We start from the raw sequence: 24846 nt of genomic DNA on the forward strand, positions 1-24846 counted from the left end.
CTTTCCGGCCCGGCACGGGCGGCGTATAAGGCAATCATGTTGAACCAGCAGACCACCGCGACAAAGATCGAACCGTTTGACAGGCGAAATGCCTGTCCGGGCCTGTCGCGCATGGTTATGGCGCTCGACGGTGCCATTGCGCGCATCAAACTGCCGCTCGGACGGCTCACCGCCGATCAGGCTTTTGCGCTGGCCGAGATTGCCGAAAAATTCGGTCCCGGCGCTGTGGAACTTTCGATTCGCTCCAATATCCAGCTGCGCGCCATCGCGCCTGAGAACTGGGAACAAGCAGTCACAGCACTTTATCAAGCAGGTTTTGGTGCCGATAACCCCGCTGCGGATGACATTCGCAACGTCATGGTCAGCCCCACATCCGGTATAGACCGCGATCAAGCTTGCGATGTCACGCCGCTAGCGCGGCAATTGCTGGCAGCGCTTGAGAACAACGCCGACCATCATGCGCTGTCGCCAAAATTCTCGTTCCAGATCGATGGCGGCGAAGCTTGCGCCATGATTGCTCATCCGGGTGACATTTGGCTATCCGCAACAGATGACGGTCGTATTTTTGCTTTCGGCTTTGCTTCGTCGCCCGATGGAACCGCATTGGGAAGCGTGGAAATCGATGATGCGCTGCCCTTTATAGAAGCAGCGCTGCGATTATTTCTTGCCCACTCCAAAGGCGCGGCGCGAATGAAGCAACTCTTCGAAACCCTTGCTGTCGAAGAGTTTTTGAAAGAACTGATTGCCAGCCTTCCGTTTCCGGTCGATTCCGCTGCCAATTGGCAACGGCGGCAACCCCGCCCATGCGCCCATCTGGGAGCCCACGTTCAGGTTGACGGACGGCTCTACATCGGCGCCATGCCGCTTCTGGGGCGGCTCGATACGACGCAACTGCGGGCACTCGGTGCCCTTTCACAAAAGGTCAGCGGCGGGGAAATCCGCCTGACGCCTTGGCTGGGCGTGATCCTGCCAAATGTCGATGCAGCACATTGCGACAAAGTTCTCCGGCAATTGCATACGCTCGGCCTTGCGACCGATGCGCAGGCACCGCAATCACGACTGCGCAGTTGTACCGGGTCAAAGGGTTGCGCCTCTGCCCTCTCCGACACACAGACCGACGCGAGAGAACTGGCCTCGCTCCTTGACGTCGATAGCCCGGACGCGGTCCATCTCACTGGCTGCGCCAAGTCCTGCGCCGCGCTTGCGCCGCTTCCGCACACGCTTCTGGCGCGCGCTCCGGGCCGCTACGATGTCTTTTTTGCAGACAAGGCTGGACCATCCCGTTTCGGGCGGCTATTGGCGACTGACGTGACTATTGACGCTGCCGCGCGCCTTCTCAACTCACCAGAGCGGAAACCATGATTGATTACATTCGCGACGGGCAGGCCATCTATGACCGCTCCTTCGCCATCATCCGCGCCGAGGCGGATCTGAGCCGCATCCCTGCCGATCTCGAAAAACTCGCCGTGCGCGTCATCCATGCTTCAGGCATGGTGGATGTAGTGAGCGACATCGCTTTTTCGGAAGGTGCAGGTCTGGCTGGCAAACAGGCGCTTGCCAAAGGCGCACCGATTCTCTGCGATGCACGCATGGTTGCCGAAGGTATCACCCGCTCGCGCCTGCCTGCCGACAACCCGGTCATCTGCACGCTGAACGACCCTTCCGTTCCTGAACTGGCGAAGAAAATCGGCAACACCCGTTCTGCCGCCGCGCTCGATTTGTGGTTGCCGCATCTCGAAGGAAGCATCGTCGCCATCGGCAATGCCCCAACCGCCCTCTTCCGGCTTTTCGAAATGCTGGATGCCGGTGCGCCAAAGCCAGCGCTTATCATCGGCATGCCGGTCGGCTTTGTCGGTGCGGCGGAATCGAAGGACGAACTCGCCGCCAATAGTCGCGGCGTGCCCTATGTCATCGTGCGCGGACGACGCGGCGGCAGTGCCATGACCGCGGCGGCGGTCAATGCTCTGGCTTCGGAGCGCGAATAATGACGACAAAAGGCAAGCTTTTCGGTCTGGGTGTCGGCCCCGGCGATCCTGAACTCATCACACTGAAGGCGCTTCGGCTGCTAAAATCAGCGCCGGTGGTGGCCTATCACGCTGCCAAGGGCAAGAAGGGCAATGCCCTTACCATTGTTGAGGACTATCTCTCGCCGGAACAGGTTCTGGTGCCGCTCATCTATCCGGTGACTACGGAAAAACTGCCCGCGCACATGGATTATGAGCAGATCGTCAGCGATTTTTACGGCGAGATCACCACGACAATCGCCGGATATCTCGATCAGGGACAGGATGTGGCCGTGATCGCGGAAGGCGACCCGTTCTTCTATGGCTCGTTCATGTATATTCATGACCGGTTGGCTGAAAGCTATGAAACCACAGTGGTTCCGGGCGTCTGTTCGGTGCTCGGCGCTTCGGCTGTGCTTGGCGCGCCGCTTGTCTATCGCAACCAGACATTGTCGATCCTTTCCGGCGTCATGGAAGCCGGCGAATTGAAGCGCAGGCTGGCCGATACTGGTGCCGCCGCCATCATGAAACTCGGCAAGAATCTCGACAAGGTTCGCGATGTGCTGACCGATCTTAGCCTGATGGACCGCGCGCTTTATGTCGAGCGCGCCACCATGGCCAATCAGCGCATCGTGCCGCTGTCGGACGTCAGCGGCAGCGATTGCCCCTATTTCTCGATCATCCTTGTTCCCGGCCAGAAATGGAACGGCGCATGAAGCCGGCTATCGTTGTGTTGGCGGAAGCGGCGACCGTAACAGCACGCCGCATTGCCGCCGTGCTCGATCAGGCCGAGGTGCTTGGACTTCAGGATCGCGTCACGGGTGCCGACAGGACATTTGCCCATTTCGGCGACACCATACGCGCCCTCTATGAAGAAGGCCGACCGGTCGTAGCGCTCTGCGCCGCCGGTATTGTCATCCGCGCACTGGCGCCTCTTTTGCAGAACAAGCGCATAGAGCCGCCCGTTCTGGTGATTGCCGAAGACGGCAGCGCCGTAGTGCCGCTTCTTGGCGGGCTGTCCGGCGTCAATGACATGGCGCGAACCATCGCCGCCGCACTTGAAATCGCCCCGGCGATCACTACCTCCGGCGAATTGCGCTTCGGAATCAATCTCCTGCACCCGCCAGCGGAACTGACGCTCGCCAATCCGGATGCGGCGAAAGCCTTCACGTCCGATCTTCTGGCAGGTGCGAAACTGCGCCTCAACGGACGTTCCCGCTGGCTACAGACGTCGAAGCTGCCTTTCGCCGACGATGGCAGGCTCACCGTCAGCATCACGCCAGAAAAGCGCACGCCGCTGCCGGATGAACTCATCTATCATCCGCAGGTCGTGGCCGTCGCCATCGACCAGCCGACCGACGATCTTGCGGAAGCAATGACACGGGCGTTCGACGAAACGGGCCTCGCACGATCATCGCTCGCGCTGCTGCTGGCCCATGAACGTCACTGCGCTGTGCAGCAAATCCATGAAGCGGCAGGCGCACTCGGCGCAGAGCTACGCTTTGTGCCGTCGGCTGACACTGCGCTTTCACTTGCTCATCTTTCAGTCGAGCAGCCGCTGCGGTTGATCGAAGCGGGCGGCCTCGTGCTGGCCGTCGCTCCTGCCCCTGCTGACGTGCTGCGGATTGGGCGCAAACGCGGAAAGCTGGTCGTGGTCGGGCTTGGCCCCGGATCACGGGATCTGATGACGCCCGCCGTGCAGCGCGAACTCGAACAGGCCGAAGATATTCTCGGCTACGAGACTTATGTGCACATGGCCGGGCCGTTTCATGCCGGTCAGACCGTGCATATGACCGATAATCGCGAGGAAATGCAGCGCGCGCGCCATGCCTTCGAACTGGCCGCCTCAGGCCGCACGGTGGCGATGGTTTCGTCTGGCGATCCCGGCGTTTTCGCCATGGCGGCTGCCGTGGTCGAGGCGCTGCACGAAACCGACAACCCTGCATGGCATGGTGTGGAACTGGTCATTCAGCCGGGCATCTCGGCTGCGATGGCAGCAGCGTCCCGCAGCGGTGCACCGCTCGGCCATGATTTCTGCATTCTCTCGCTGTCCGATAATCTGAAACCATGGGACGTGATCGAAAAGCGGCTGGCGCTGGCCGCAGAAGCTGATCTCGCCATGGCTTTTTACAATCCTATTTCCAAAGCCCGCCCGCATCAGCTGGGCCGTGCGCTGGAAATTCTGCGCCAGCATCGCGCACCGCAAACGCCGGTTGTGCTAGGCCGCGATATCGGCAGACCGGCGGAGACAATGCGCGTCACCACGCTTGGGCAATTGACGCCCGACGATGTGGATATGCGCACGGTGGTGATCGTCGGCTCGTCTCATACGCAACGGTTTGACCGCGCAACAGGCGGCGAATGGGTCTATACGCCACGCTGGTACGGCGTAAAGCCGGACAAATGATCAAACAAAAAGGCAGGGAAATCCCTGCCTTTTTCGTAACTTATTTAAGTTTAATGAATCAGTTCTTCTTTGCCTTGGCCTTCTTCGGCGCGACAGCTGCGGCTGCGTCGGCCTTGGCGGCAGCAGCTTCAGCGGCAACCTGATCGGCGCTCTTCGGCGAAGTGTCGATAACCGCGCGCACGCCGCCCTTGGCGGTCAGCTGGCAGACTGCGGTGCGCAGATCGACCTTCAGGTCCACATCCGTACCGCCATTGGCGCCCGGACGGGAATCGACAGCGCTGATCACGCGTTCCGGCAGGAAATACTTGTTGGCGGCGGCAGTGATGCAAGGCTGCGCCAGGGAATAGTCGACCGTCTTAACCGGAGTCGGAATGAAGCTTGGCAGCGAGGAGCTGGCCGCTGGCACCGGGGAATCGGTCTTGCCGGGGGTGATGGCAACCGGCGCGGTCGTCGTACAGGCGGCAGCAAGCGGGGCCAACATGGCGATTGCAAGGAAACGGGCTCCGGTGCGGACTCGTCCGTACATAATGGTCTTCCTCATTAGGTCTGCTGGATAGGTAAAATTTTAATTTCGATAACTATTCGGTTTTAGCCGATTGTCGAGTGGCAGGAACGCCACAGAGCCGGAATTTCGATTCGCATCCACAAAACTGTCGTCACTGTTTTGCGAGAATCCAGTTTACCATCTCCCGCCAGTCGGTCATGCGGATGGGCGTACCGTGATTGCCGGACTCGAACCGCCGGAACTGTACCGGATAGCCCGGCGCGCGTTTGCGAATTTCCCCATAGAAAGCTTCCTGCCGGTCAATAGCGAAAACCGGATCGCGGCTGCCATGTCCGAAGAAGACCGGCACACGCCGCTTGAATGTCGCCGATGTGAAGAAACCGTCGTCCCACAGCGAACCCAACAGAATGAGCCCGGCAAGCTCTCCGCCAGCCTTTTCATTGGACGCGATGCGCCAGCAAAGCGAACCACCCTGCGAACCGCAGGACAGGATCAGCGGTGCGGAAGGCGACGACGCCTTCAAGGCCTCGATCAGCCCCGCAATCTGCGCTTCGCCCGTAGTCGCGAAATCCTTGAAATCCGGCGTGACATAGAGACCGCCATTCAGCGCGGCCAAATTCTTGACGCGGTTGAAATTGCCGCCAAAGGTGAAATCATTCATCCCCTGCAAGCGATTACCGCCGCGACCGTGCAGATAGATTACGATGAAGGATGCCCCCTGCTGCTTGCCAGCGACCATGGCCTTCACAGGCCCCGCCGCGGTCTGAAAGGTGACATCCTTTTGATAGGCGCGCGCTTTCAGCGAGACATAGCTGTCCTTGACGCGCTTTTCCGGCACGCTATCGCGACCATTGATGTCGCGCATCTCGTTGTAATCAATGATTTTATAGTCGCCGCCATCGGCGCTGCTCAACACGCCGGGATAGGCGAAGGCATCATCCTTGAAAGGCGGCAGTGGCCCTTGTGCCCAAGCTACGGACACCGACAACAGCAGCGCTGCCATGCCCCCAAGTCCAGCCTGCGCTGTTGCGTTCAATCGCATTTTCATTCTGCCTCCTCCCCTCCAGTCAGCCGATCACAATTCGAGCGTGTGATAGCGCCGGTTCAGATAGATGAGCGCAGATGCATCGGCATTGGACCGCAGGCCGATCACTTCGCCAAACAGCACATGATGCGTCGAATGATCCTGAATGCTGACAACCCGGCAGTCGAAAGCCGCCAGCGCATCGCTCAGCACCGGCGCGCCGGTGGCAAGCCTGTCCCACGTCGCCAGTTCGAAGCGCTCATCCTGTGTCAACCCGATGCGCCCGGAAAAGGCATCGGCCAGTTGCTGATGTGTTCCAGCCAGCGTGTTGATTGCGAAGACACCGTTTTCGATGAACAGGCGATTGTCTTCATGAACCTTCTGAAGGCAGATCAGAACTGTCGCGGGAGCGTCGGATACCGAACAGGCCGCCGTCAATGTCAGGCCGCGCCGTCCTGCCGGGCCATCGGTCGTCACGATTTGCACCGCGCCTGCATAGTGGCTCATGGCATCGCGGTAAGCCTTGGGCTCCACAGATGCCGCACTGGAGATGATGTTATTTATCGTTTGCACGTCAGAATCGATCCGTTGCCGACCGTAATATTTAGCCGAAATACTGGCATAGATTACGGGCATTGCACAAAGGCGCGGAAACCGCTACCCACTTTTCGATCACATTGCCACGAATTGTATAAAGAAGACCGATAACGTGATTGAGTCTGGGAAGCTTCCCATTGCCACTCTGACAAGCCTTGCCATGCTGTTGCTGGCAGGATCGGGATTGGCGTATGCGGATAACATCCGGATCGGTCTGGCGGCACCTTTGACGGGCACTTTCGCCCCCTTGGGCAACCAGCTTGCGCAGGGCGCGCGTGCGGCTGCCGAAACACGAAGCACAGACTTGGTCATTTTCGATGACCGTTGCGACGCGGAAGGTGGCAAGGAGGCGGCAGAACGCTTCATTGCGCAAAATGTCCGCATCGCATCGGGCTTTCTCTGCGCCGAATCTCTCGAAGCCGCAGCCCCGCTTCTGGCCGAACGCAACATTCCGGTGATCATATCCGGCGTCAGCGAACAAACCCTTGTCGAGCGCCGCGCCGCAACGCCCCTGCCGGTGTTCCGCCTGAGCACGGGACTGGAAAAGGAAACGCAGGCGACGGCGAGTTTTCTCGGCAGTCTGTGGCGCGCCCAGCCCTTCGCGGTGATCGATGATGGCACCATTGAAGGCCGTGAGCGCGCAAGCCGGGTTCTTGCCAGCTTGAAAGAGCAGCAGCTACAGCCGGTTTTCACCGATACCTATCGCCCCGGGTTGGAAAACCAAAACGCGCTGGTTGCCCGCCTTAAGCGCGCTGGCGCCACCCATGTCTACGTCGGCGGCGAACGCGACGACATTGCCGCGATTGGCGCAAGTGCTGCTTCGCTCAATTATCCGCTGGTCATTGCAGGCAGCAGCCTGCTGGACGCCGCACCCGGCGCACAACGCTTGAGCGAAGGCACATTGATGACCGCGCCGCTGAAGCCGCAGGATTTGCCAACCGCGAAACCGGCAATCGACGCGCTTCATCAGGCGGGTCGTTTTGTCGAAGCCTATGCGATCACCGGCTATGCAACGGTGCAGATCGCCGCCGATGCCGTCAGCAAAGCCGATGAGCAAAAGCAGCCAGTGCTCGACACGCTGCGCCATACATCCTTCGAAACGGTGCTTGGCACGATCAAGTTCGACGGCAACGGCATGCGGACAGACAATCCGAACCGCTTGCAGCGCTACGAGGGTTCGCGCTTCATACCAGCCGATAGATAAGTCCGGCGAGGCTTGCGACGATAACGAGGCTAGTCAGCAGGCTCATCGTCGCCCAGAAAAGGTCCAGCGCCGCGTCGATATCGGCCGCGTTGGCTTCGCGCTTGCCCGATGCATTGAGCATCGGCCCTTCCACTTTCTCTTCGCCATATTGACGCGGACCGGCGAGCGCCAGATCAAGCGCACCGGCAAAAGCGGATTCCGGCCAGCCCGCATTGGGCGAACGATGCAGGCGCGCATCGCTGCGCATGACCGAAAACGCTGCCTTTGCTGCTCCCCTGCTCCGGGTCGGTGCAGTTGCAAGCGCGGCCAGAAGGCCAGTCAAGCGCGCCGGAATATAATTGGCAACATCGTCCAGCTTTGCAGCGAAACGCCCGAAGTGTCGATAGCGATCATTGAGATGGCCGATCATCGAATCGGCGGTATTGATCATCTTGTAGGCGAACAGTCCCGGCAGACCGCCAACAAGAAACCAGAATGCCGGAGCAACAATGCCGTCCGAGACGTTTTCCGCCAGACTTTCAATGGCCGCTCGACTGACACCGCCTTCGCTCAGCTGCTCGGGATTGCGCCCGACGATCATCGAAACCGCCTTGCGCCCGCCGTCGATGCCCGCGTCGCGCAGCCCGCGCGCAACCGCCCCGACATGATCGGCGAGGCTCTTTTGCGCCAGAAGCACCGCCACGATGAGAATTTCCGCCACGGCCCCGGCAGAGCCCGCAAAGGGCAGCAGGCTTTCGATCGCCAGCCCCAGCAGAATACAGGCCGCGACCAGCGCGATGGTCAGCCACATACCGTTCCGGCGCAGGACCGCGTCCGGCAGCGTGCGGTCGTTGAAACGCTTCTCACCCCAGGAAATTGCCTTGCCGAACAGCACCACCGGATGCGGCAGCCTGTGCCACAGCTGCGGCGGATCACCGACGACGCGGTCGAGGATGAGCGCCAGCGACAGGATAATCAGCTTTATTTCCATGGATTTAACCGAGATTCATGAATCACTTTTTCAAGCTGCTTTTCCGAGACATTGAATGAGCGCATGTTCCAGACGCGCAAGATCTGCATCGTCATTGGCAAGGCCGATGCGCAACCAATGCGGAGCATAGGCGAATTTGCGGACGAGAATATGGTTTTCGCACAATGCCCCGTGCAATCCGTGCGCATTGTCGTGCGCGACCAACGAGAACAGCGCGGTGCCGCCGACTTCCCACAATCCGCATCGCGCAAGCACATCGGAAAGTTCCCGACGCCGAATGTCTATCCGCCTGCGAAACGCCTGCAATGTCTCGCCACCCGCGAAAGCGTCGGAAGCGATGACAAGCGCCGGTCCCGGCACGGCCCAAGGACCCAAGCGCCGCGTGATCGTGTCGACGATTCGAGCCTGCGCGACGGCAAACCCCAGACGCACGCCAGCCAGGCCGAAAAACTTGCCGAAGGATTTCAGTACGATCAGAGGCTCGTCGGAGGCCAGCGCCGCGACGCTGACTTCGGGATGCGGATCGGCAAAAGCCTCATCCACCACCAGAAAACCACCTCTCGCGCCCAAAGTCCGGGCCAGAGCGCGCAGCTCATCTGCAGCAATTACCCTTCCGTCGGGATTGTTGGGATTGACGATGACCGCAACCGTCGCACTGTCGGGAATATCGGCAATGCCAGCACATTCCGCGACCTGCCAGCCAGAGGCGGCGAATGAAGCCGCATGTTCCTGATAAGTCGGCGTCAAAACGGCGACCGTCGCAGGTTGCGCCAGAGTCGGAATAATCTGGATCAGCGCTTGCGTGCCGGGTGCGGCAACGATAGGTGCGCCTGCCGGTATGCGATAATAGTTTCGTGCAAGTTCAAGCGTCTGGCGCAGCAGACCTTCATCCGGCAAGCGGTTCCAGACCTCGGCTGAAATGAACGGCAAGGGATAGTGCTCGGGATTGATCCCGGTCGAAAGGTCGAGCCAATCGCCCGATGTGCCGCCAAAACGCGCAATCGCCTTGTCGAGCGCGCCGCCATGTTCAATGCTGGATGTCACGCACGGTCTCCGGAAAAATCGATGACATGCATGAAGGAACCAGCGACCGATCCGACCCGCAGCCCGGCATCGCCCACATCAACCCCCGCCGCATCGCGGACTTTAAACAGCCTGTCCGCCGCGCCTTCGTGCGTGGTGCTGGCATAATGAAATTCGTGGCCTTTCAGCGGCACCTGCCAGGGCGACCCGCTCAATGGCTCCAGAACGCGATAGCCCAGATGCAGCTTGCGTTTGGAAAAACTGGTTTCCAGCGGCAAAAGACCCAGCATTGGATGCTGTTTGCCGCTGGCATCTTCCAGCGTCTCGCCCAGCACCATATAGCCGCCGCACTCGCCATAGATCGTCACGCCGCGCGCTGCCGCAGCCCTGATACCGTTCTGGAAATTCTGCGCGGCGACAAGCCGTTCCGCATGGAGTTCAGGATAGCCGCCCGGCAGATAGACCGCATCGGCGTCTGGCGACGGGGTTTCATCAGCCAGAGGCGAGAAGAAGGAAATTTCCGCCCCGCGCCTGCGCCAGCCCTCGAAAAGATGCGTATAGGCAAAGGCGAAAGCATCATCACACGCAACCGCAATGCGACTGCCGAGCGGCAGAAGACGCGGCACGTTGGCCATCGGATCGAAGCGTTTCGGTGCCGACCAGATGCGCTGCAGAGCAGCAAGATCGACATGCGCCTCAATCCTATCGGCGGCGTGATCGAGAAAGCGTTCGAGATCGGCATGTTCGCCCGCCTGCACAAGCCCCAGATGGCGTTCCGGCAAAGCCAGCGCTGCATCGCGCGGCAATGCACCCAAAACGGGAATGCCGAGCGGCTTCAGGGCATCACGCAACATGGCCTCATGGCGCGCACTGCCGACACGATTAAGCAGAACTCCCGCAACGAAAACATCCTTGCGGAACCGGCTGAAACCGGAAACCAACGCTGCGATGGAATGGGACTGTTTCGCGCAATCCACCACCAGCACCACCGGCAAATCGAGCAGCCTTGCCAGATCGGCGGAAGAGCCCTGCCCGTCCAGCGCGCCATCGAAGAGACCCATCATGCCCTCGGCGATCAGCACCTTTCCACCTTCGGTCATCCGTGCCGACAGGGCGCTGATCAGTTCCATGCGCATCGCCCATGGATCGAGATTGAAGCATTCCACGCCACTTGCCGCCTTGTGATAGGCGGGATCGATATAATCTGGTCCCGTCTTGACTGGCGCAAGCGCCACATCGGCCCGCTTCAGGGCGCGCAACAAACCAAGCGTTACCGTCGTCTTGCCCGAACCGGACGAGGGCGCGGCGATCATAAAACCCTTCATGCGCTTTCGCCTCCGCGTCTGATATCCAAGGGATCGCTGACGAGCTGGCGGCCTTGTGCGGCGGCGATCCAATCGAGACCACCGCGCAACCGGACCACCTCTCCCACCACCACGATGGCAGGCGGCTTGAGCCCCGCAGCCTCAACATCGCTGGCCGCGCGCGCCAGCGTCGTTTCGAGAACGGTCTGTTCTGGCAGGCTGGCATTGCAGACAAAAGCGACCGGTTCGTCTGGCGAACGTCCGGCAACGATCAGCCGCGCCGTGATGAGATCGATATGTTTCATCGCCATATACATGACAATAACCGGTGACGATTTTGCGATGCCATTCCAATTAATGCGGTCGGGCAGCAATCCCGTCGCATCGTGTCCGGTCAGGAACGTCACCGACTGGTTGATATCGCGATGCGTGGCGGCAATGCCCGCATAGGCCAGTCCGCCGATCCCCGCCGTGATACCGGGAACGATGCGAAACGGCACGCCATGTTCCACCAGCGTCAGCGCTTCTTCCGCTCCACGACCGAAAACAAAAGGATCGCCGCCCTTGAGGCGCAGGACTTTCTTGCCCTGCCGCGCCAGTTCCACAAGCCGAAGTGAAATATCGCGCTGCTTGGGCGACGGCTTGCCGCCCCGCTTGCCCGCATATTCCAGCACCGCCTGTTCGTTTTTCAGAGACAAACAGGCTTCGTCCACCAGCGCGTCATAGACGATGACATCCGCCTGTTGCAGCGCATTGACGGCATGGAGCGTCAGCAAACCCGGGTCGCCCGGCCCGGCGCCAACCAGCCAGACATGGCCCGGCTCCATCGCTGGCAGGGCAATGCCCCGTTCTGTCGTCGATCCGATTCCGCTCATTCGCTTCAACCATTAATAAATCTGGCGGCACTGCTATCAGATACTTTATAAGGCATCCATGAGTGACGAAACCGCAGACCCCAATAAAAAGCTTGGAAAAAGCGAGCTTAGACGTGGCTGGACCACGGGCGCGTGCGCAACCGCTGCCACCAAGGCGGCGCTGACGGCGCTTATTACCGGCGAATTTCCCGACCCGGTTGGAATCATCCTGCCGAAGGGGGAAGTGCCCTATTTCCAGCTGGCCTATGAAGGACTTGGCGAAGGTTACGCCATGGCGGGTATCGTCAAGGATGCGGGCGACGACCCCGATGTCACCCATGGCGCGACGATCATTTCCACCGTCTTTCCCGCTCCACCCGGAACCGGCGTGGTCTTTCGCGCTGGCGAAGGTGTTGGCACCGTGACGCGGGCCGGACTGCCCATTCCACCGGGCGAAGCCGCGATCAACCCCGTTCCGCGCCGCATGATGACCGAAATCTGCGAGGAAATCTGCGCCGAATACGGCCTCCCTGCCGATCTCGTCATCACCATTTCTGTGCCCGACGGCGAGGAAATCGCCAAGAAGACGTGGAACCCGCGTCTTGGCATTGTCGGCGGCATTTCCATCCTCGGCACCACCGGCGTCGTGCATCCCTTCTCATGCTCTGCCTGGATTCACTCCATTCATCGCGGTATCGATGTGGCGCGGGCGGCAGGCCAAAGGCATGTGCTTGGCGCGACGGGATCGACATCGGAAGATGCCGCGCAGGCGATCTACGATCTGCCGGATTTCGCCATTCTCGATATGGGAGATTTTGCAGGCGGCGTGCTTAAATATCTGCGCGATCACCCGATCGACAGGCTGACGATCGCAGGCGGCTTCGCCAAGCTCACCAAGCTGGCGCAGGGTGCGCTCGACCTGCATTCGGCACGCAGTCAGGTGGACATGAGCTTTCTGGCAGAGATCGCCGAACAGGCTGGCGCACCGGGAAACCTCAAGGACCGGATTCTCTTTGCGAACACCGCCAAGGAAGTGCTTGATATGACAAAGGCAATCGGCATCGATATCGCCACGCCGATTGCCGTCAAGGCGAAGGAAACCGCGCTCGCGACTCTCCGTGGCGCACCTGTCGATGTGGAAATCATCGTGACTGACCGGGCGGGAACAATCCTTGCCCGTGTCTAAACCCAAGGTTCTCATTCTGGGCGGCACAACGGAAGCTGCACAGCTGGCGCAGGAGCTTTCGACCTGGCCGGTTGCAGTCATGACCTCTCTTGCGGGGCGCACCGCCAATCCGGCACCTCTGCCCGGTCCGGTGCGCAGCGGCGGTTTCGGCGGCGCTGACGGTCTTGCCGCCTATATCACGGCTGAGAAAATCGACTACGTCATTGATGCCACGCATCCCTATGCCGCGCGCATTTCTCAAAATGCGGTGACGGCAACCGCATTGACCGGCACGTCCCTGCTCCGGCTTGAGCGCTCGCAATGGGTGCAGCAGAATGGCGACCAGTGGATCACTGTGGCCAATGAAGAAGAAGCTGCAAGACTGATCCCGGCGGGCGAACGCGTGTTCCTCGCGCTCGGGCGTCAGCATATCGCGCCTTTCGCAACCCGTGCCGACGCGCATTTCATCATGCGCATGATCGACCCGACCGACGCGCCCTTACCAAAGACGTGTGAAATTGTTCTGGCCAGACCGGGCACTCACGCGCAGGAAACGCAATTTCTGACGGAAAAGCGCATCGGGCTGATTGTCTGTCGCAATTCCGGTGGCGACACATCTTATGCCAAGATCAGGGCCGCGCGCGATCTCGCTTTGCCCGTCATGATGATCGCCCGCCCTCCGGTCATGGCTGAACATGTCACGGAGACAGTGGAAGAAACAATCCGGCTTATTCGCTTACACTTCGGATTTTGAGCGCGCCGCATGGCTGTGCGCTTCGTGATAGAGCGCCGAATCCCGAAAATTCTTCGGATCGAGCCCGCGCCCGACAAAAATCATCGCGGTCCGCTTCAAATCGGCTGCTTCGATCTTTCCGGCAATATCCGACAGCGTGCCGCGCAGGATGAGTTCATCCGGCCAACCGACGCGATAAGCCACCACAACCGGGCAATCCGCACCATAAAGCGGCGTCAGTTCGCGTTCGATCTTGCCAAGATTGCGGATCGACAGATGAATGACCAAGGTGGCCCCGGAACGACCAAGCGTGGCGAGGTCTTCCCCCTCCGGCATCGCCGAGGATTTCATCGACGTGCGGGTGAGAATGATCGTCTGGTTGACTTCCGGGATCGTCAGTTCTTGTTTCATCGCGGCGGCGGCGGCGACAAAAGCGGGAACGCCCGGTGTCACATCATATGGAATGCCCAGCGCGTCGAGCCTGCGCATCTGTTCGGCGACCGCGCCGTAAATTGACGGATCACCGGAATGAACGCGGGCGACATCCTGCCCCTTCGCGTGGGCTGCCGCCATTTCCGCGATGATTTCATCGAGCGTCATGGATGAGCTGTCGACGAGGCGCGCATCGGCGGGAGCGGAAGCAACCACATCTTTTGGCACCAGCGATCCTGCATAAATACACACAGGGCATTTTTCGATCAGCCGCAGGCCGCGCACAGTGATGAGATCTGCCGCGCCCGGACCGGCGCCAATGAAATGAACGGTCACTTGTCTTACCTGTTTTCTTGTCCCGCCACAGCCAGCGCAGCGGTGGCGTGCAGCAGGCCGGTCTTGTGAACGACGAGCTTTGCCGTCGGCCCCGCCCCGGCAAGCGCGGCAGCTTCCGCCACGCCATGGCATCCGACAGTCCGGAACACTGCTTCGGAAGGATTGACGAGACGCGGCGTTTCTTCTTCCAGACGCCCCGCCTCGAAGAAGCGCAAAGCACAATCGTAATGAGCGGCAAGTTCCGCCCAAACGGAATCACCGGCTTTCGATGCCAGTGTCGCGATCATATCGGGTTTGCGCAGACCACACTGGGATAGGACAGTGCCCGCAAGCGCCATCAGTTCGCCAAGCGTCGCCCCTGAAGAACTGCCCATCCCCAGAACGGCAAGCCGCGCCTCACGCCCCACAGGGCGAGCCCCGTTGCGCCTGCTGCAATTCCTCGCGCTTGATGCCCAGCACATCGGCAACACGCTGGATCAGCACCGTTTCCGATTTATCGATGCGATTATCGGCGCAGGCAATCGTCATCAGATCGCGCAACAACGACAGACGCCGTTCGGGCGCCATTTCGGCCAGCATGTTGGCGGCCTGCTTGGTGGTGGTTTCGTAAGCGAAATCCTTCAGATATTCGGCCACTTCCGGAATATCTTCCGCCGCGATGCCGAAATTCTTGAAGGCGATTTCCTTGAAGGCAGCAATTTCCGCCGGATGCTGGTCGCCATCGGCGAACACAACGTGCAGAAGCAGGAGCAATTCGGAAGCCAGCGCCGGATCATCGGCAACACGCTGCACGGCACTCTTCTTGTTCAAAAATGCGCTAATGCGGTCGAAGATGCTTTCGCTCATAGGCGCCCCTCCGGGTTCGTGGTTAGAAGCACATCATTAATGCTGGCGGATCGGGAAAACAACGTTATGTTGCGACATCAGTTCCCGGACCCTCTCCATGCTAGAATTCTTCGATACACTCACCCTGCTCCTGACGGCTGCCGCGTTCATCGCTGGCATCATCGATTCCATTGCCGGCGGTGGCGGCATGATTACCATTCCCGCCTTGCTGCTTGCGGGCATTCCTCCGGTGGAAGCGCTTGGCACCAACAAGTTGCAGGGTCTGTTCGGCTCGTCTTCGGCGACAATCGCCTATGCCCGCAAGGGTTACGTGAACATTCGCGAGCAATGGCAGGAAGCGCTTGCTTCACTCGTCGGTTCGGTTTTCGGCGCACTGCTCGCAACAGTTCTGCCGGTCGCAATCATGCGCGCCGCGCTGCCGCTGCTGTTGATGGCAATCGCCCTTTATTTCGCGCTGAAACCAAATATCGGCGATATCGACCGTTCCCGCCGCATCGGCCCGTTCCTGTTCGGCATGACCATCGTGCCGCTGATCGGCTTTTATGACGGCGTGTTCGGTCCGGGCACCGGATCGTTTTTCATGCTGGCTTTCGTGGCGCTGGCGGGCTACGGCGTGCTGAAAGCGACAGCCCATACGAAGCTTTTGAACTGCGCCTCCAATGTCGGCGGCTTTGCGACTTTTGCGGCTGTCGGCGTCATCAACTGGAAAATCGGTATCTGCATGGGCATTGCGCAGTTCATCGGCGCGCAGATTGGCGCAAGTCTGGCGATGAAGGTTGGATCGCGCATGATCAAGCCGCTGTTGATCGTGGTTAGCCTCGCTCTGGCTGTGCGCCTTCTGATGGACCCGACCAATCCGCTCCGGCAATGGGTTGGGTTCTAAACCCGTAGCGCCACCAGCACCACGCCACAGCCGATCAGCACGATGCCGAACCAGTTGATAGTCGACATGCGCTCACCGAGAAACACAGCGCCGAACAGCGCAACAAGCACCACCGAAAGCTTGTCGACCGGCGCGACGCGCGCCGCATCGCCAATTTGCAAGGCGCGGAAATAGGCAAGCCAGGACGCGCCAGTCGCCAGACCGGACAGGACGAGAAACAGCCACGACCTGGCAGAAATCTCACCCGGCCTTTGCCATTGGCCGGTGATCGTCAGAAACAGGCACAGCGCGCCGATAATAACAAAGGTGCGGACCAGTGTTGCAAAGTCCGAATTGATGCCCTGAATGCCGACCTTTGCGAAAATCGCGGTCAGCGCGGCGAATACCGCCGACATCAACGCCCAGAACTGCCAGCTTGCTAACATGATCAGAACTCTATCCCCTTCTGGGCTTTCACGCCCGAACGGAACGGATGCTTGATCATTTCCATCTCCGTGACAAGGTCGGCCACCTCTATCAGCTCATCTTTTGCGTTCCGACCAGTCACGATGACGTGCTTCATTTCCGGCTTGGCTTTCAGCACTTCGATGATCTCTTCCACGGGCAGATAATCATAGCGCAGAACAATATTCAGTTCGTCGCAAAGCACCATGTCGATCTCTTCGTCCATGATCATGGCCTTGGCCTGCTCCCATGCGCCACGCGCCATGGCAATATCGCGGCTGCGATCCTGCGTCTCCCAGGTAAAGCCTTCGCCCAGTGCCGAAATCGTCACCTGATCGGGAAATTTTTCCAGAACCCAGCGTTCGCCGGTGTCCCACGATCCTTTGACGAACTGCACAACGCCGATCTTCATACCGTGACCGAGCGCGCGGAACACCATGCCAAAACCGGCAGTGGATTTGCCCTTGCCCTTGCCGGTATGGACAATCACAAGACCCTTTTCCTCGGTCTTGGTGGCTTGTATCTTGTCGCGCGCGGCCTTCTTCTTGCGCATCTTGTCGGCATGGCGCGCATTCAGCTCTTCTTCCGTCATCGACAGAAGTTTTTCAGATTTCTCAGCCATTTGTCGCCCTTTCCGGATTCAACTTCTGAAGATTTTCCAATATGAACCGCGCTGAATTCGAACGCGGCGTCCAGAAACCGCGCTCGATGGCATCGTTCAGCTTCGCGGCGGTTTCCGCCAGCGCTGCCGGGTTCTTTTCAGCCATGAAATCATGCACCGCCTTGTCGGCGATATAGGCCTGATAGACCGCCTCGAAATGATGGTTCCCGACTTTTCCGGTGGTCGCCGCAAAGGCGAACAGATAATCGACCGTCGCTGCGATTTCCGCCGCCCCCTTATAGCCGTGGCGCATCACGCCCGCGATCCATTTCGGGTTTGAGGCGCGTCCGCGCACCACCCGCGAAAGCTCTTCCTCAAGCGTGCGGATCACCGGCTTTTCCGGTCGCGAATGATCGTTGTGATAAACCGTTGGCATGGCACCGGTCAGGTTTTCCACCGTCGCGGCCATACCGCCTTCGAACTGGTAATAGTCGTCGCTGTCGAGAAGATCATGCTCGCGATTGTCCTGATTCTGCACGACGGCCTGCACCGAACGCAGGCGCTCTTCGAGAAGGCCACGCTCTGCCTGCCCCTCCTCGCCCGCGCCATAGGCATAGCCGCCCCAGACAAGCCAGGCTTCCGCCAGATCGTTGCGCCCAACCCAACCGTTTTCGTCGATCAGCGCCTGCAATCCAGCGCCATAGGCACCGGGCTTCGAGCCGAACACGCGATAGCCTGCACGGCGTTGCGCCGTCTTTTCATCGACTCCACTGGCCACAAGACGCACCTGCTCTGCCGCCATGCGCGCCGCAATCGGATTGTCTTCCGCGTCTTCGGCGAGCGCTCCCACCGCACGCACGGCCTTGTCGAACAAGGCGATCTGTTCGGGAAACGCATCACGGAAAAAGCCCGATATGCGCAAGGTCACGTCCACACGCGGACGCCCAAGCATAGCGGGCGGCACGATTTCGTAGCCGGTGACGCGCCGCGAGGCCATATCCCAGACCGGCTTGACGCCGATCAGCGCCAGCGCCTGCGCAATGTCGTCGCCGCCAGTGCGCATATTGGATGTGCCCCAAGCCGTGAGACCGAAGGAGGTCGGCCATTCGCCATGGTCTTGCGTATAGCGGGTAACCAACAGTTCCGCCGATTTGCGTCCGAGTTCCCACGCGGCAGGTGTTGGCACCGCACGACTGTCAGTCGAGAAGAAATTACGCCCTGTTGGCAAGACATCGGGCCGTCCGCGCGTTGGCGCGCCGGATGGTCCCGGCGGCACGAAGCACCCATCGAGCGCAGCCAACAGTCCTTCGATTTCTGCGGGGCCACAGGCAAGAACGCTGGGGCGCAGATGATCGACGATCGCTTGCAACACGGCACCCGTCTGTTGCCAGTCTTGCGGACAAGCCTGCTCGCCCGAGACAAGCTTTGCTGCCAGAAGTTCAATACGTTCCACCGTATCGCCCGTGATGCGCCAAGTCGCCGGACTAACCTCGGCCAGCAATTCCGGCTTCGGCCCTGTCCACGGATCGGCCATGTTGCAATCCAGCGGATCGAAACCTTCATCCAGCCCCGCATCAGCCGCAATGGCGCGCTGCAAGCTCTGGTCACCGGCACTCCCGCCAAGCGAAACCGGCACACCACGCGGAACACGGGCCAGCGCCACCAGAAGATCGGTCAAAAGCCGCGCTTGAGGCGCTTGCCCGAAAATATGCAGCCCGTCGCGGATCTGCATTTCCTTCAAATCGCAGAGATAGGCGTCGAGCTTTTGCAGCGCCATATCTTCATCGTCATGGTCGTGAATGCCCGCATCGCGGTCGAGGCCGATATCGCGCACCAGATCGAGAATCTGCCCCTTGAGCCGCAACAAACGGCGTGGATCGACGCCCGAGGCTTCGTAATATTCATCGACCAGCGCTTCGAGATCTTTCAGCGGGCCGTAGCTTTCGGCGCGGGTCAAAGGCGGCGTCAGGTGATCGATAATCACCGCACCCGCACGGCGCTTCGCTTGTGTGCCCTCGCCCGGATCGTTGACGATAAACGGATAGATATGCGGCGTGGGCCCGAACACAGCTTCCGGATAGCAGTGTTCCGACAGCGCCAGCGCCTTGCCCGGAAGCCATTCGAGATTGCCGTGCTTGCCCATATGAACAATGGCATCGACATTCGCCACGGCGCGCAAATAAGCATAGAATGCGATATAGCCATGTGGCGGCACCAGATCCGGCGAATGATAGCTTTCCTTCGGATCGATATTGTAGCCGCGGGCGGGCTGAATGCCGGTCAGCGTTTCGCCAAGCCGCATCAGCGGCAGCGCAAAAGCAATGCGTTCCCGGTCGTAGAATGGATCGCTTTCCGGCTCGCCCCAGCGGGCGGTGATTTCCGCCTGAATCGCATTGGGAAGCTTTTTGAAAAAGTCGTTGTATTGATTGAGCGAAATGGTTTCGCGAATCTCGCGCCCATCGCGCGCGGCATTGGTCGGCCCTGCCATCAAAAGCTGCATCAGCGCATCGCCATCAGCAGGCACTTCGCCAGTCTGATAGCCCGCATCGGCCATGGCCCTGAGCGTCTCAACCGTTCCGGCAGGCGTATCCAGACCGACACCGTTGCCAAGCCGCCCGTCACGGTTGGGATAGTTGGCGAGGATTAACGCCACACGGCGTTCCCCGGCCTTCTTCCGCTTCAGTCGGACCCAGTTCGCCGCGAGTTTCGCAACAAAAGTCACGCGGTTTTCATCGGGCTCATGGGTGACGATATTCGCCTCCACCGCCGCATCGAACTGCCGCGCCGATTTGAACGAAACCGCACGCGACAGGACGCGCCCGTCCACTTCCGGCAAGGCAACATTCATGGCGAGATCGCGGGCCAGCAGTCCCTGCTGCGATGCCTGCCAGACCGCCTTTGGCGTGCCCGAAAAAATCACCTGCAAAACCATGTTGCCGCGCTTGTCGAGTACCGTCGGCTTGCGCTCAGCACCTGGCGACGAAATGGCAAAGCCGGTCGCGTTCAGCACGATATCCGGCGCGCAATCTTCGAAAACACCGTCCACCACGGCAGCGGACAGCCGGTCCTTGAGGCTGGAGACGAACAGAGGCAGCGGGTTGATGCCTTCCGCCTGCAAACCCGTAATTAGTGCTTCAACCGGCTGAGTCTGGCCGCTTTGCACCAGCGCGCGATAGAAGACGATTGCCGCAACGGGTGCATTCTCGATCCAACGACTGCTGATGAGATCGAGCGAAACCACCGCCTCGCCCGGCCACCAAAGCCCCGCCTTGAGCAGTGGCGCGGCTTCGGCTGGCTTTTCGCCGCCGTGGATCAGCGCGGCGCAATAATCGAGGAAAGCGCGCATGTTGGAAGCGCCGCCCTCAATCAGATAGCGCCACAACGCGTCACGGTCAGCGTTTGCAACCGTCGAAAAGCGATCCAACCCATGATCCGGCTTGTCGTCGCCCGGAAGCACCGCGATCTTGACGCCGTTGTTCACAGCGCAGGCATGAAGTGCTTCCAGCCCATAGGGCCAGTAGGTTTCACCGCCGATAATGCGCACGACAATCAGCTTTGCATGACGCACCGTCCGCTCGACATAAGCATCGACGGACATAGGATGCGTCAGGCTCAGAAAACTGGCGAGCCGCAGGCTTGGCCCGTTTGGCTCAGCGCGGTGCGCCTGCGCAAGACTGGCCAGCTCCGTGTCGGCGGCGGAAAGGAACAGAATGTCACCGGGCGTCTGGCCGAGATCGACGGCCTCATTGCCGTCGCTGATCGTTCCTTTCTGGGCAAGCAGAAGATGCATTACAAAACTGCGTCTTTCACGGCCTTGGTAATGGCGGTTTCATCGATCTCATGCAGGCCGATGACAACGAGACGCGTCGAACGGGCTTCATCCTTGCCCCATGGGCGGTCGAAGTAATGCTCGATACGCGGGCCGACAGCCTGCACCACTAGACGCATCGGCTTGCCGGGCACATCGACAAAGCCCTTGAGGCGCAGAACATCATGGTCGGCGATGATGGTCTTCAGCTCTTCGGCAAAAGCCTTCGGGTCCGACACGGAACCGGCCTCGACCACAAAGCTCTCGAATTCATCATGATCATGCTCGTGACCATCGGCATGATGAATTTCATGATGCGACTTGCGGTTGGCGATATCGTCTTCCGTACCAACGCCAAGACCAAGCAGCACATCAGCGCCAAGCTTGCCGAAGCTTGCAGGCACCATGTTGACGCGGCGCGACGAGCGCTCGGCAACATCCGCCTTCACGCTATCGAGGCTTGAGGCATCGATCAGGTCGGCCTTGTTGAGCACGATCAAGTCGGCCGCATGAATCTGATCTTCAAACAGCTCTTCCAGCGGGCTTTCATGGTCCAGTGATTCATCGGCGGCGCGCTGCGCATCCACCTTGTCATGATCATCAGCGAAGCGGCCTTCGGCGACAGCGGCGGCATCGATCACCGTGACCACACCATCCACAGTCACCTGCGTCTTGATTTCCGGCCAGTTGAAGGCAGCCACAAGCGGCTGTGGCAAAGCGAGGCCGGAGGTCTCGATGACGATGTGATCCGGGCGATCCGCGCGGTCGAGCAGCTTGGTCATGGTCGGGATGAAATCGTCCGCAACGGTGCAGCAAATGCAGCCATTGTTGAGTTCGATCACATCTTCCTCGCGGCAGGTTTCGATGCCGCAACCTTTCAGAATACCGCCATCGACACCAAGATCGCCAAATTCATTGATGATCAGCGCAATGCGCTTGCCATTGGCGTTTTCAAGCAGATTGCGGATCATCGTGGTCTTCCCCGATCCGAGAAACCCGGTAATCACGGTCGCCGGTATCTTTTGGCCCTGCATAAAATTATCCCTTCATCTTGAGCGGCAAGCCCGCCGCCATGAAATAAACTTCGTCTGCCGCCGCAGCGATGGCCTGATGCAAAAAGCCTGCATGATCGCGAAATTCCCGCGCCATGCGGTTTTCCGGCACGATGCCAAGACCCACCTCGTTGGAGACGAAAACAACCGGCCCGCCCAGCTCAGAAAGCGCGGTCACCAGATCACGCCCTTCCGCAGCAATGTCGCGTTCGGCCATCATGAGATTGGTGACCCACAAGGTCAGGCAGTCAACCAGCACAAATCTGGACGATTGTGCCTGTTGCAAAAGCGCGCCCTTCAGCTCGAACGGCTCTTCGACTGTTTGCCATTGCGTGCCGCGCCGGTCGCGATGCACCGCGATGCGACTTTCCATTTCTCCGTCGAAGGCCCGACCAGTCGCCAGATAGACCGGCTGAAGCCCGGAGGCTTCAACCAGTTTTTCGGCATAGGACGATTTGCCTGAACGGGCTCCGCCAAGAACAAAGGTTATTTTTCCGGGCAGAGCCATGCTTTCAGCCTTCCAGTTCCGATGAGGCGTAATGCTGGATGAACCAGCCAAGCGCCAGACCAATCACCGCCCACATGAACAGGTTCGTCGCCAGCGAGGCGACCGCATATTGCGACGCAAGCAGCGACGGAATAGGCGACGCAATATCCTCAGGATGCGGCGCGCCATAGAGATGCGGCGCAATAATGGCGATGAGGCCGAGCAGTTTTGCCCAGATTTCTCCGCGCAGCACGATGAGATAAAGGCCGACGCCGCTGAGAACAACCGTCGAAATCCACCAAAGCTGGCGCTCTGCAAGATCGTCGGCAGGCATGGCTGGCAGTTCCGGCGACAGACCGAGCGCAGGCAAGAATGCCACCGCAAAGAAACCGGCCATGCCCCAGTAAAGCCCGTTCTGCACGGTGATCGGGCGACCAATCAGCAGCGCGATACCGCCAAGCAGCAGTGCAAAACCGGCACCCGCAACAAGATTGGCGAGGATTGTATTGCCAAGGCGACCGAAAGGCAGTTCTGCTCCGGCTCCTTCTTCCTCCGGCGCGGCAGTTGCCGCATGGTCATGGGCAGGCGTCTCAGCGGCGTGTTCATGCGGCGCGGCTTCCGCCGGTCCGTGGCTATGGCCGCCGCCCGCCTCTTCGTAAACTTCCGCCTGAATGATCAGCGGCACGGTTTTGAGATACATGGCAGGCGTCACCAGAAGCCCTGCCAGAAGGCCCGCAGCAAGCGTGGCCAAGAGATAACGGATCAACATTTCAATTCCCCAGCTGCAAAGCCCGTCGGTAGCAAACGCTATCCGACGCTCTGCAATGTCAGCTTCCTAGAAAAACAGACATATGGTCATTTCCCCATGCAAACCGGCCAAGGGCGCGGCTCACAATGTCGATGCAAAGCATCAATGGCAGGGAAAACCGTAAGAATGGCGGGTATCATGCGCTGAATCGTGCAGCGCATCCGAATGCGCAATGCCAACGCCATAGATAAGAAACGCGCCGAGAAGCAGGGAGACCACCGCCGTACCGAGGCGCGCAGCCAAAGGCAGGGGAATAGTAGCGGAGACAGAATTATTCATACGTGCAGCCATGACAACCTCCGTGCAGGCAGCAGGGAAAAACCTCCCATGGGGCGCGGGTAAAATACCCTTCTGCAACAGGCAGGTCTCCTGGCTCGCGGGTCGTCGGTAATGTCACCGCCTTCCCGGAACGTGATGTTCCAGTGGCTGCCGGTTGCCCGGCTTGGCTTCATTCCTCTCCGCTCTACAGTCGCGGGGTCGGCTGCGATAGAAACGCCCTGATTGGGTCCGTCCTTCGCATTCCCTCTTGGTTTCACCAGATTCGTCCGGCGAAAACCTGTCACATGCGCGGACATTAAGCCTTTGCTGATAGGCCGTCAATCAGCGCGAGGGCGCAGAAATTGCCCCTTGCGCCGAACCCAGCGGTCGATGGTCTCCGCCTTGGCATTGATCCTGGGCCAGAGCCACAACATCACGCCCACCACCAAACTCCATGCGATCACCACATCCGATAGAAAATGCGCGCCCATGAAAACACGGTTCATGGAAATCAGCATGAGGATTGGAATGAAAATCGCGGCGGACATAACGCGCCAGCGTTCAGGAACGAATATTAAAAGCGACAGCATCGCAGCCGCAGCAGCGCCCTCTCCCGACGGAAATGAGCAGTTTTTGCTACATGTCGCAGCCATCTGCCAGGCCGGTGTAAAATTCATTGAGCCGCCAAATTCCAGCAGATGTCGTGGCCGCGCTCTTCCGATCAGCAACTTCAGGCTTTGCGTTACGATGCCTGGGCCAAGCGCAAAGGTCAGAAGCACATAAAGCACCTTGTGAGGGGCGATAGAAAGGATGGGGCGCCGCCACAACGCGTAGAAACCGATCAAAACCAGCATTGCAGCCAGCAACCAACACTGACTGACACGGTGGAAATCCCTAAGGGCGACCCAAGCCGGTGAATTCGACGCGGAAAAATCCCCGTGTTTGAAAAAATATCGGCTGGTAATCAAATCGACCTGAGGCGAAACAATGAACAATGCATTGACCGCCAAGAGTGAATATACGTAGAGATGACGGCGAAAAACAATATGATGATTTTGATATAAAAACCTCAATATCAAAATAGCCTCATTATAATTTTAAA

At 59.5% G+C, this 24846-nt stretch carries 26 protein-coding genes and 1 riboswitch; of the genes, 8 read left to right on the top strand and 18 right to left on the bottom strand.

From position 1 onward, the window contains the following. The first annotated feature begins 36 nt into the window (after positions 1-36). Genes cobG through cobJ form a run of 4 tightly spaced genes read left to right on the top strand, consistent with a single transcriptional unit; the run spans position 37 to position 4410 of the window. A complete protein-coding gene (gene cobG, locus D8666_RS03620; RefSeq protein WP_109369271.1) occupies positions 37-1362 on the top strand; it encodes a precorrin-3B synthase in 1326 nt (441 codons plus the stop codon). Further along, positions 1359-1985 carry a precorrin-8X methylmutase gene (locus tag D8666_RS03625; protein WP_109369272.1) on the top strand — a complete coding sequence of 209 codons (627 nt, stop codon included), beginning with the start codon at positions 1359-1361 and terminating at the stop codon, positions 1983-1985. Before cobG ends, D8666_RS03625 begins: the two co-directional genes overlap by 4 nt. Next, positions 1985-2719, top strand: a complete 735-nt coding sequence (locus D8666_RS03630) for a precorrin-2 C(20)-methyltransferase (RefSeq protein ID WP_109369273.1) — start codon at positions 1985-1987, stop codon at positions 2717-2719. Before D8666_RS03625 ends, D8666_RS03630 begins: the two co-directional genes overlap by 1 nt. Next, the gene (gene cobJ, locus D8666_RS03635) at positions 2716-4410 is read left to right on the top strand and encodes a precorrin-3B C(17)-methyltransferase (RefSeq protein ID WP_181376096.1); all 1695 of its coding nucleotides are present in this window, start codon (positions 2716-2718) and stop codon (positions 4408-4410) included. The genes D8666_RS03630 and cobJ overlap by 4 nt, the downstream gene beginning before the upstream one ends. Positions 4411-4468: 58 nt before the next feature. Here cobJ and D8666_RS03640 read toward each other — a convergent pair whose 3' ends face one another. The 3 genes from D8666_RS03640 to D8666_RS03650 form a co-directional block, all read right to left on the bottom strand. Next, positions 4469-4936 carry a hypothetical protein gene (locus D8666_RS03640; RefSeq protein ID WP_109369275.1) on the bottom strand — a complete coding sequence of 156 codons (468 nt, stop codon included), beginning with the start codon at positions 4934-4936 and terminating at the stop codon, positions 4469-4471. A gap of 130 nt (positions 4937-5066) precedes the next feature. Then, positions 5067-5957: an alpha/beta hydrolase gene (locus D8666_RS03645; protein ID WP_109370254.1), complete on the bottom strand. Its 891-nt coding sequence runs from the start codon at positions 5955-5957 to the stop codon at positions 5067-5069. A gap of 33 nt (positions 5958-5990) precedes the next feature. Next, a complete protein-coding gene (locus D8666_RS03650) occupies positions 5991-6512 on the bottom strand; it encodes a flavin reductase family protein (protein WP_109370255.1) in 522 nt (173 codons plus the stop codon). Positions 6513-6648: 136 nt separating this feature from the next. Here D8666_RS03650 and D8666_RS03655 point away from each other — a divergent pair, with 136 nt between their 5' ends. After that, the gene (locus D8666_RS03655; protein ID WP_371830789.1) at positions 6649-7740 is read left to right on the top strand and encodes a branched-chain amino acid ABC transporter substrate-binding protein; all 1092 of its coding nucleotides are present in this window, start codon (positions 6649-6651) and stop codon (positions 7738-7740) included. Here D8666_RS03655 and cbiB read toward each other — a convergent pair. From cbiB to cobA, 4 genes are read right to left on the bottom strand one after another with little or no spacing between them, the layout of a single operon-like run. Then, the gene (cbiB, locus tag D8666_RS03660) at positions 7721-8710 is read right to left on the bottom strand and encodes an adenosylcobinamide-phosphate synthase CbiB (protein ID WP_121536340.1); all 990 of its coding nucleotides are present in this window, start codon (positions 8708-8710) and stop codon (positions 7721-7723) included. The genes D8666_RS03655 and cbiB overlap by 20 nt on opposite strands. Before the next feature lie 30 nt (positions 8711-8740). After that, entirely contained in the window at positions 8741-9754 is a 1014-nt protein-coding gene (gene cobD / locus D8666_RS03665) for a threonine-phosphate decarboxylase CobD (RefSeq protein ID WP_109369278.1), read from the bottom strand. Beyond that, positions 9751-11058, bottom strand: a complete 1308-nt coding sequence (locus tag D8666_RS03670; RefSeq protein ID WP_109369279.1) for a cobyrinic acid a,c-diamide synthase CobB — start codon at positions 11056-11058, stop codon at positions 9751-9753. The genes cobD and D8666_RS03670 overlap by 4 nt, the downstream gene beginning before the upstream one ends. Further along, positions 11055-11912 (bottom strand): uroporphyrinogen-III C-methyltransferase, encoded by an 858-nt coding sequence (gene cobA, locus D8666_RS03675; protein ID WP_121536342.1) that lies wholly within the window; start codon positions 11910-11912, stop codon positions 11055-11057. Before cobA ends, D8666_RS03670 begins: the two co-directional genes overlap by 4 nt. Before the next feature lie 58 nt (positions 11913-11970). Between cobA and D8666_RS03680 the strand changes: the two genes are divergently transcribed. Next, positions 11971-13077 carry a cobalt-precorrin-5B (C(1))-methyltransferase gene (locus D8666_RS03680; protein ID WP_109369281.1) on the top strand — a complete coding sequence of 369 codons (1107 nt, stop codon included), beginning with the start codon at positions 11971-11973 and terminating at the stop codon, positions 13075-13077. Next, positions 13064-13810, top strand: coding sequence for a cobalt-precorrin-6A reductase (locus D8666_RS03685; protein ID WP_109369282.1), 747 nt, complete (start codon positions 13064-13066; stop codon positions 13808-13810). The genes D8666_RS03680 and D8666_RS03685 overlap by 14 nt, the downstream gene beginning before the upstream one ends. Here D8666_RS03685 and cobM read toward each other — a convergent pair. From cobM to D8666_RS03700, 3 genes are read right to left on the bottom strand one after another with little or no spacing between them, the layout of a single operon-like run. Further along, complete coding sequence (gene cobM / locus D8666_RS03690; RefSeq protein ID WP_109369283.1) at positions 13793-14557, bottom strand: precorrin-4 C(11)-methyltransferase; 765 nt, start codon at positions 14555-14557, stop codon at positions 13793-13795. The genes D8666_RS03685 and cobM overlap by 18 nt on opposite strands. A 5-nt stretch (positions 14558-14562) precedes the next feature. Continuing rightward, positions 14563-14931, bottom strand: coding sequence for a cobalamin biosynthesis protein (locus tag D8666_RS03695; protein WP_109369284.1), 369 nt, complete (start codon positions 14929-14931; stop codon positions 14563-14565). Positions 14932-14953: 22 nt separating this feature from the next. Beyond that, positions 14954-15403 carry a tellurite resistance TerB family protein gene (locus D8666_RS03700; RefSeq protein WP_109369285.1) on the bottom strand — a complete coding sequence of 150 codons (450 nt, stop codon included), beginning with the start codon at positions 15401-15403 and terminating at the stop codon, positions 14954-14956. A 97-nt stretch (positions 15404-15500) separates the two neighbouring features. On the opposite strand from D8666_RS03700, the gene D8666_RS03705 reads away from it, so the two are divergent. After that, complete coding sequence (locus D8666_RS03705) at positions 15501-16286, top strand: TSUP family transporter (protein ID WP_109369286.1); 786 nt, start codon at positions 15501-15503, stop codon at positions 16284-16286. Here D8666_RS03705 and D8666_RS03710 read toward each other — a convergent pair. The 8 genes from D8666_RS03710 to D8666_RS03745 all read right to left on the bottom strand — a co-directional run bounded on the left by D8666_RS03710 (position 16283) and on the right by D8666_RS03745 (position 24823). Continuing rightward, positions 16283-16711, bottom strand: a complete 429-nt coding sequence (locus D8666_RS03710) for an EamA family transporter (protein ID WP_109369287.1) — start codon at positions 16709-16711, stop codon at positions 16283-16285. The genes D8666_RS03705 and D8666_RS03710 overlap by 4 nt on opposite strands. 2 nt (positions 16712-16713) lie before the next feature. Beyond that, complete coding sequence (gene cobO / locus D8666_RS03715; RefSeq protein ID WP_109369288.1) at positions 16714-17352, bottom strand: cob(I)yrinic acid a,c-diamide adenosyltransferase; 639 nt, start codon at positions 17350-17352, stop codon at positions 16714-16716. Then, entirely contained in the window at positions 17345-21121 is a 3777-nt protein-coding gene (cobN, locus tag D8666_RS03720) for a cobaltochelatase subunit CobN (protein WP_109369289.1), read from the bottom strand. Before cobN ends, cobO begins: the two co-directional genes overlap by 8 nt. Then, the gene (cobW, locus tag D8666_RS03725; RefSeq protein WP_121536344.1) at positions 21121-22173 is read right to left on the bottom strand and encodes a cobalamin biosynthesis protein CobW; all 1053 of its coding nucleotides are present in this window, start codon (positions 22171-22173) and stop codon (positions 21121-21123) included. Before cobW ends, cobN begins: the two co-directional genes overlap by 1 nt. Positions 22174-22177: 4 nt before the next feature. Continuing rightward, positions 22178-22699, bottom strand: coding sequence for a bifunctional adenosylcobinamide kinase/adenosylcobinamide-phosphate guanylyltransferase (cobU, locus tag D8666_RS03730; RefSeq protein ID WP_109369291.1), 522 nt, complete (start codon positions 22697-22699; stop codon positions 22178-22180). 4 nt (positions 22700-22703) lie between these two features. Beyond that, entirely contained in the window at positions 22704-23447 is a 744-nt protein-coding gene (locus D8666_RS03735; RefSeq protein WP_109369292.1) for a CbtA family protein, read from the bottom strand. Between the two features lie 141 nt (positions 23448-23588). Further along, entirely contained in the window at positions 23589-23777 is a 189-nt protein-coding gene (locus D8666_RS03740) for a CbtB domain-containing protein (protein WP_109369293.1), read from the bottom strand. A 51-nt stretch (positions 23778-23828) separates the two neighbouring features. After that, positions 23829-24061: riboswitch (cobalamin riboswitch) on the bottom strand. A 21-nt stretch (positions 24062-24082) separates the two neighbouring features. Continuing rightward, complete coding sequence (locus tag D8666_RS03745) at positions 24083-24823, bottom strand: phosphatase PAP2 family protein (RefSeq protein WP_124916209.1); 741 nt, start codon at positions 24821-24823, stop codon at positions 24083-24085. Between the last annotated feature and the right edge of the window lie 23 nt (positions 24824-24846).

It is taken from the genome of Ochrobactrum soli, from assembly GCF_003664555.1.
Taxonomy (GTDB): domain Bacteria; phylum Pseudomonadota; class Alphaproteobacteria; order Rhizobiales; family Rhizobiaceae; genus Brucella; species Brucella teleogrylli.

Excerpts from the sequence above, each read along its gene's own strand:
- cobU (WP_109369291.1), bottom strand. The coding sequence starts at position 22,699 with ATGGCTCTGCCCGGAAAAATAACCTTTGTTCTTGGCGGAGCCCGTTCA.
- D8666_RS03630 (WP_109369273.1), top strand. The coding sequence starts at position 1,985 with ATGACGACAAAAGGCAAGCTTTTCGGTCTGGGTGTCGGCCCCGGCGAT.
- cbiB (WP_121536340.1), bottom strand. The coding sequence starts at position 8,710 with ATGGAAATAAAGCTGATTATCCTGTCGCTGGCGCTCATCCTCGACCGC.
- D8666_RS03710 (WP_109369287.1), bottom strand. The coding sequence starts at position 16,711 with ATGTTAGCAAGCTGGCAGTTCTGGGCGTTGATGTCGGCGGTATTCGCC.
- D8666_RS03700 (WP_109369285.1), bottom strand. The coding sequence starts at position 15,403 with ATGAGCGAAAGCATCTTCGACCGCATTAGCGCATTTTTGAACAAGAAG.
- D8666_RS03735 (WP_109369292.1), bottom strand. The coding sequence starts at position 23,447 with ATGTTGATCCGTTATCTCTTGGCCACGCTTGCTGCGGGCCTTCTGGCA.
- D8666_RS03705 (WP_109369286.1), top strand. The coding sequence starts at position 15,501 with ATGCTAGAATTCTTCGATACACTCACCCTGCTCCTGACGGCTGCCGCG.
- D8666_RS03695 (WP_109369284.1), bottom strand. The coding sequence starts at position 14,931 with ATGGGCAGTTCTTCAGGGGCGACGCTTGGCGAACTGATGGCGCTTGCG.
- cobG (WP_109369271.1), top strand. The coding sequence starts at position 37 with ATGTTGAACCAGCAGACCACCGCGACAAAGATCGAACCGTTTGACAGG.
- cobO (WP_109369288.1), bottom strand. The coding sequence starts at position 17,352 with ATGGCTGAGAAATCTGAAAAACTTCTGTCGATGACGGAAGAAGAGCTG.
- cobW (WP_121536344.1), bottom strand. The coding sequence starts at position 22,173 with ATGCAGGGCCAAAAGATACCGGCGACCGTGATTACCGGGTTTCTCGGA.
- D8666_RS03640 (WP_109369275.1), bottom strand. The coding sequence starts at position 4,936 with ATGTACGGACGAGTCCGCACCGGAGCCCGTTTCCTTGCAATCGCCATG.
- cobJ (WP_181376096.1), top strand. The coding sequence starts at position 2,716 with ATGAAGCCGGCTATCGTTGTGTTGGCGGAAGCGGCGACCGTAACAGCA.
- D8666_RS03680 (WP_109369281.1), top strand. The coding sequence starts at position 11,971 with ATGAGTGACGAAACCGCAGACCCCAATAAAAAGCTTGGAAAAAGCGAG.
- D8666_RS03670 (WP_109369279.1), bottom strand. The coding sequence starts at position 11,058 with ATGAAGGGTTTTATGATCGCCGCGCCCTCGTCCGGTTCGGGCAAGACG.
- cobN (WP_109369289.1), bottom strand. The coding sequence starts at position 21,121 with ATGCATCTTCTGCTTGCCCAGAAAGGAACGATCAGCGACGGCAATGAG.
- D8666_RS03645 (WP_109370254.1), bottom strand. The coding sequence starts at position 5,957 with ATGCGATTGAACGCAACAGCGCAGGCTGGACTTGGGGGCATGGCAGCG.
- D8666_RS03625 (WP_109369272.1), top strand. The coding sequence starts at position 1,359 with ATGATTGATTACATTCGCGACGGGCAGGCCATCTATGACCGCTCCTTC.
- cobA (WP_121536342.1), bottom strand. The coding sequence starts at position 11,912 with ATGAGCGGAATCGGATCGACGACAGAACGGGGCATTGCCCTGCCAGCG.
- D8666_RS03740 (WP_109369293.1), bottom strand. The coding sequence starts at position 23,777 with ATGGCTGCACGTATGAATAATTCTGTCTCCGCTACTATTCCCCTGCCT.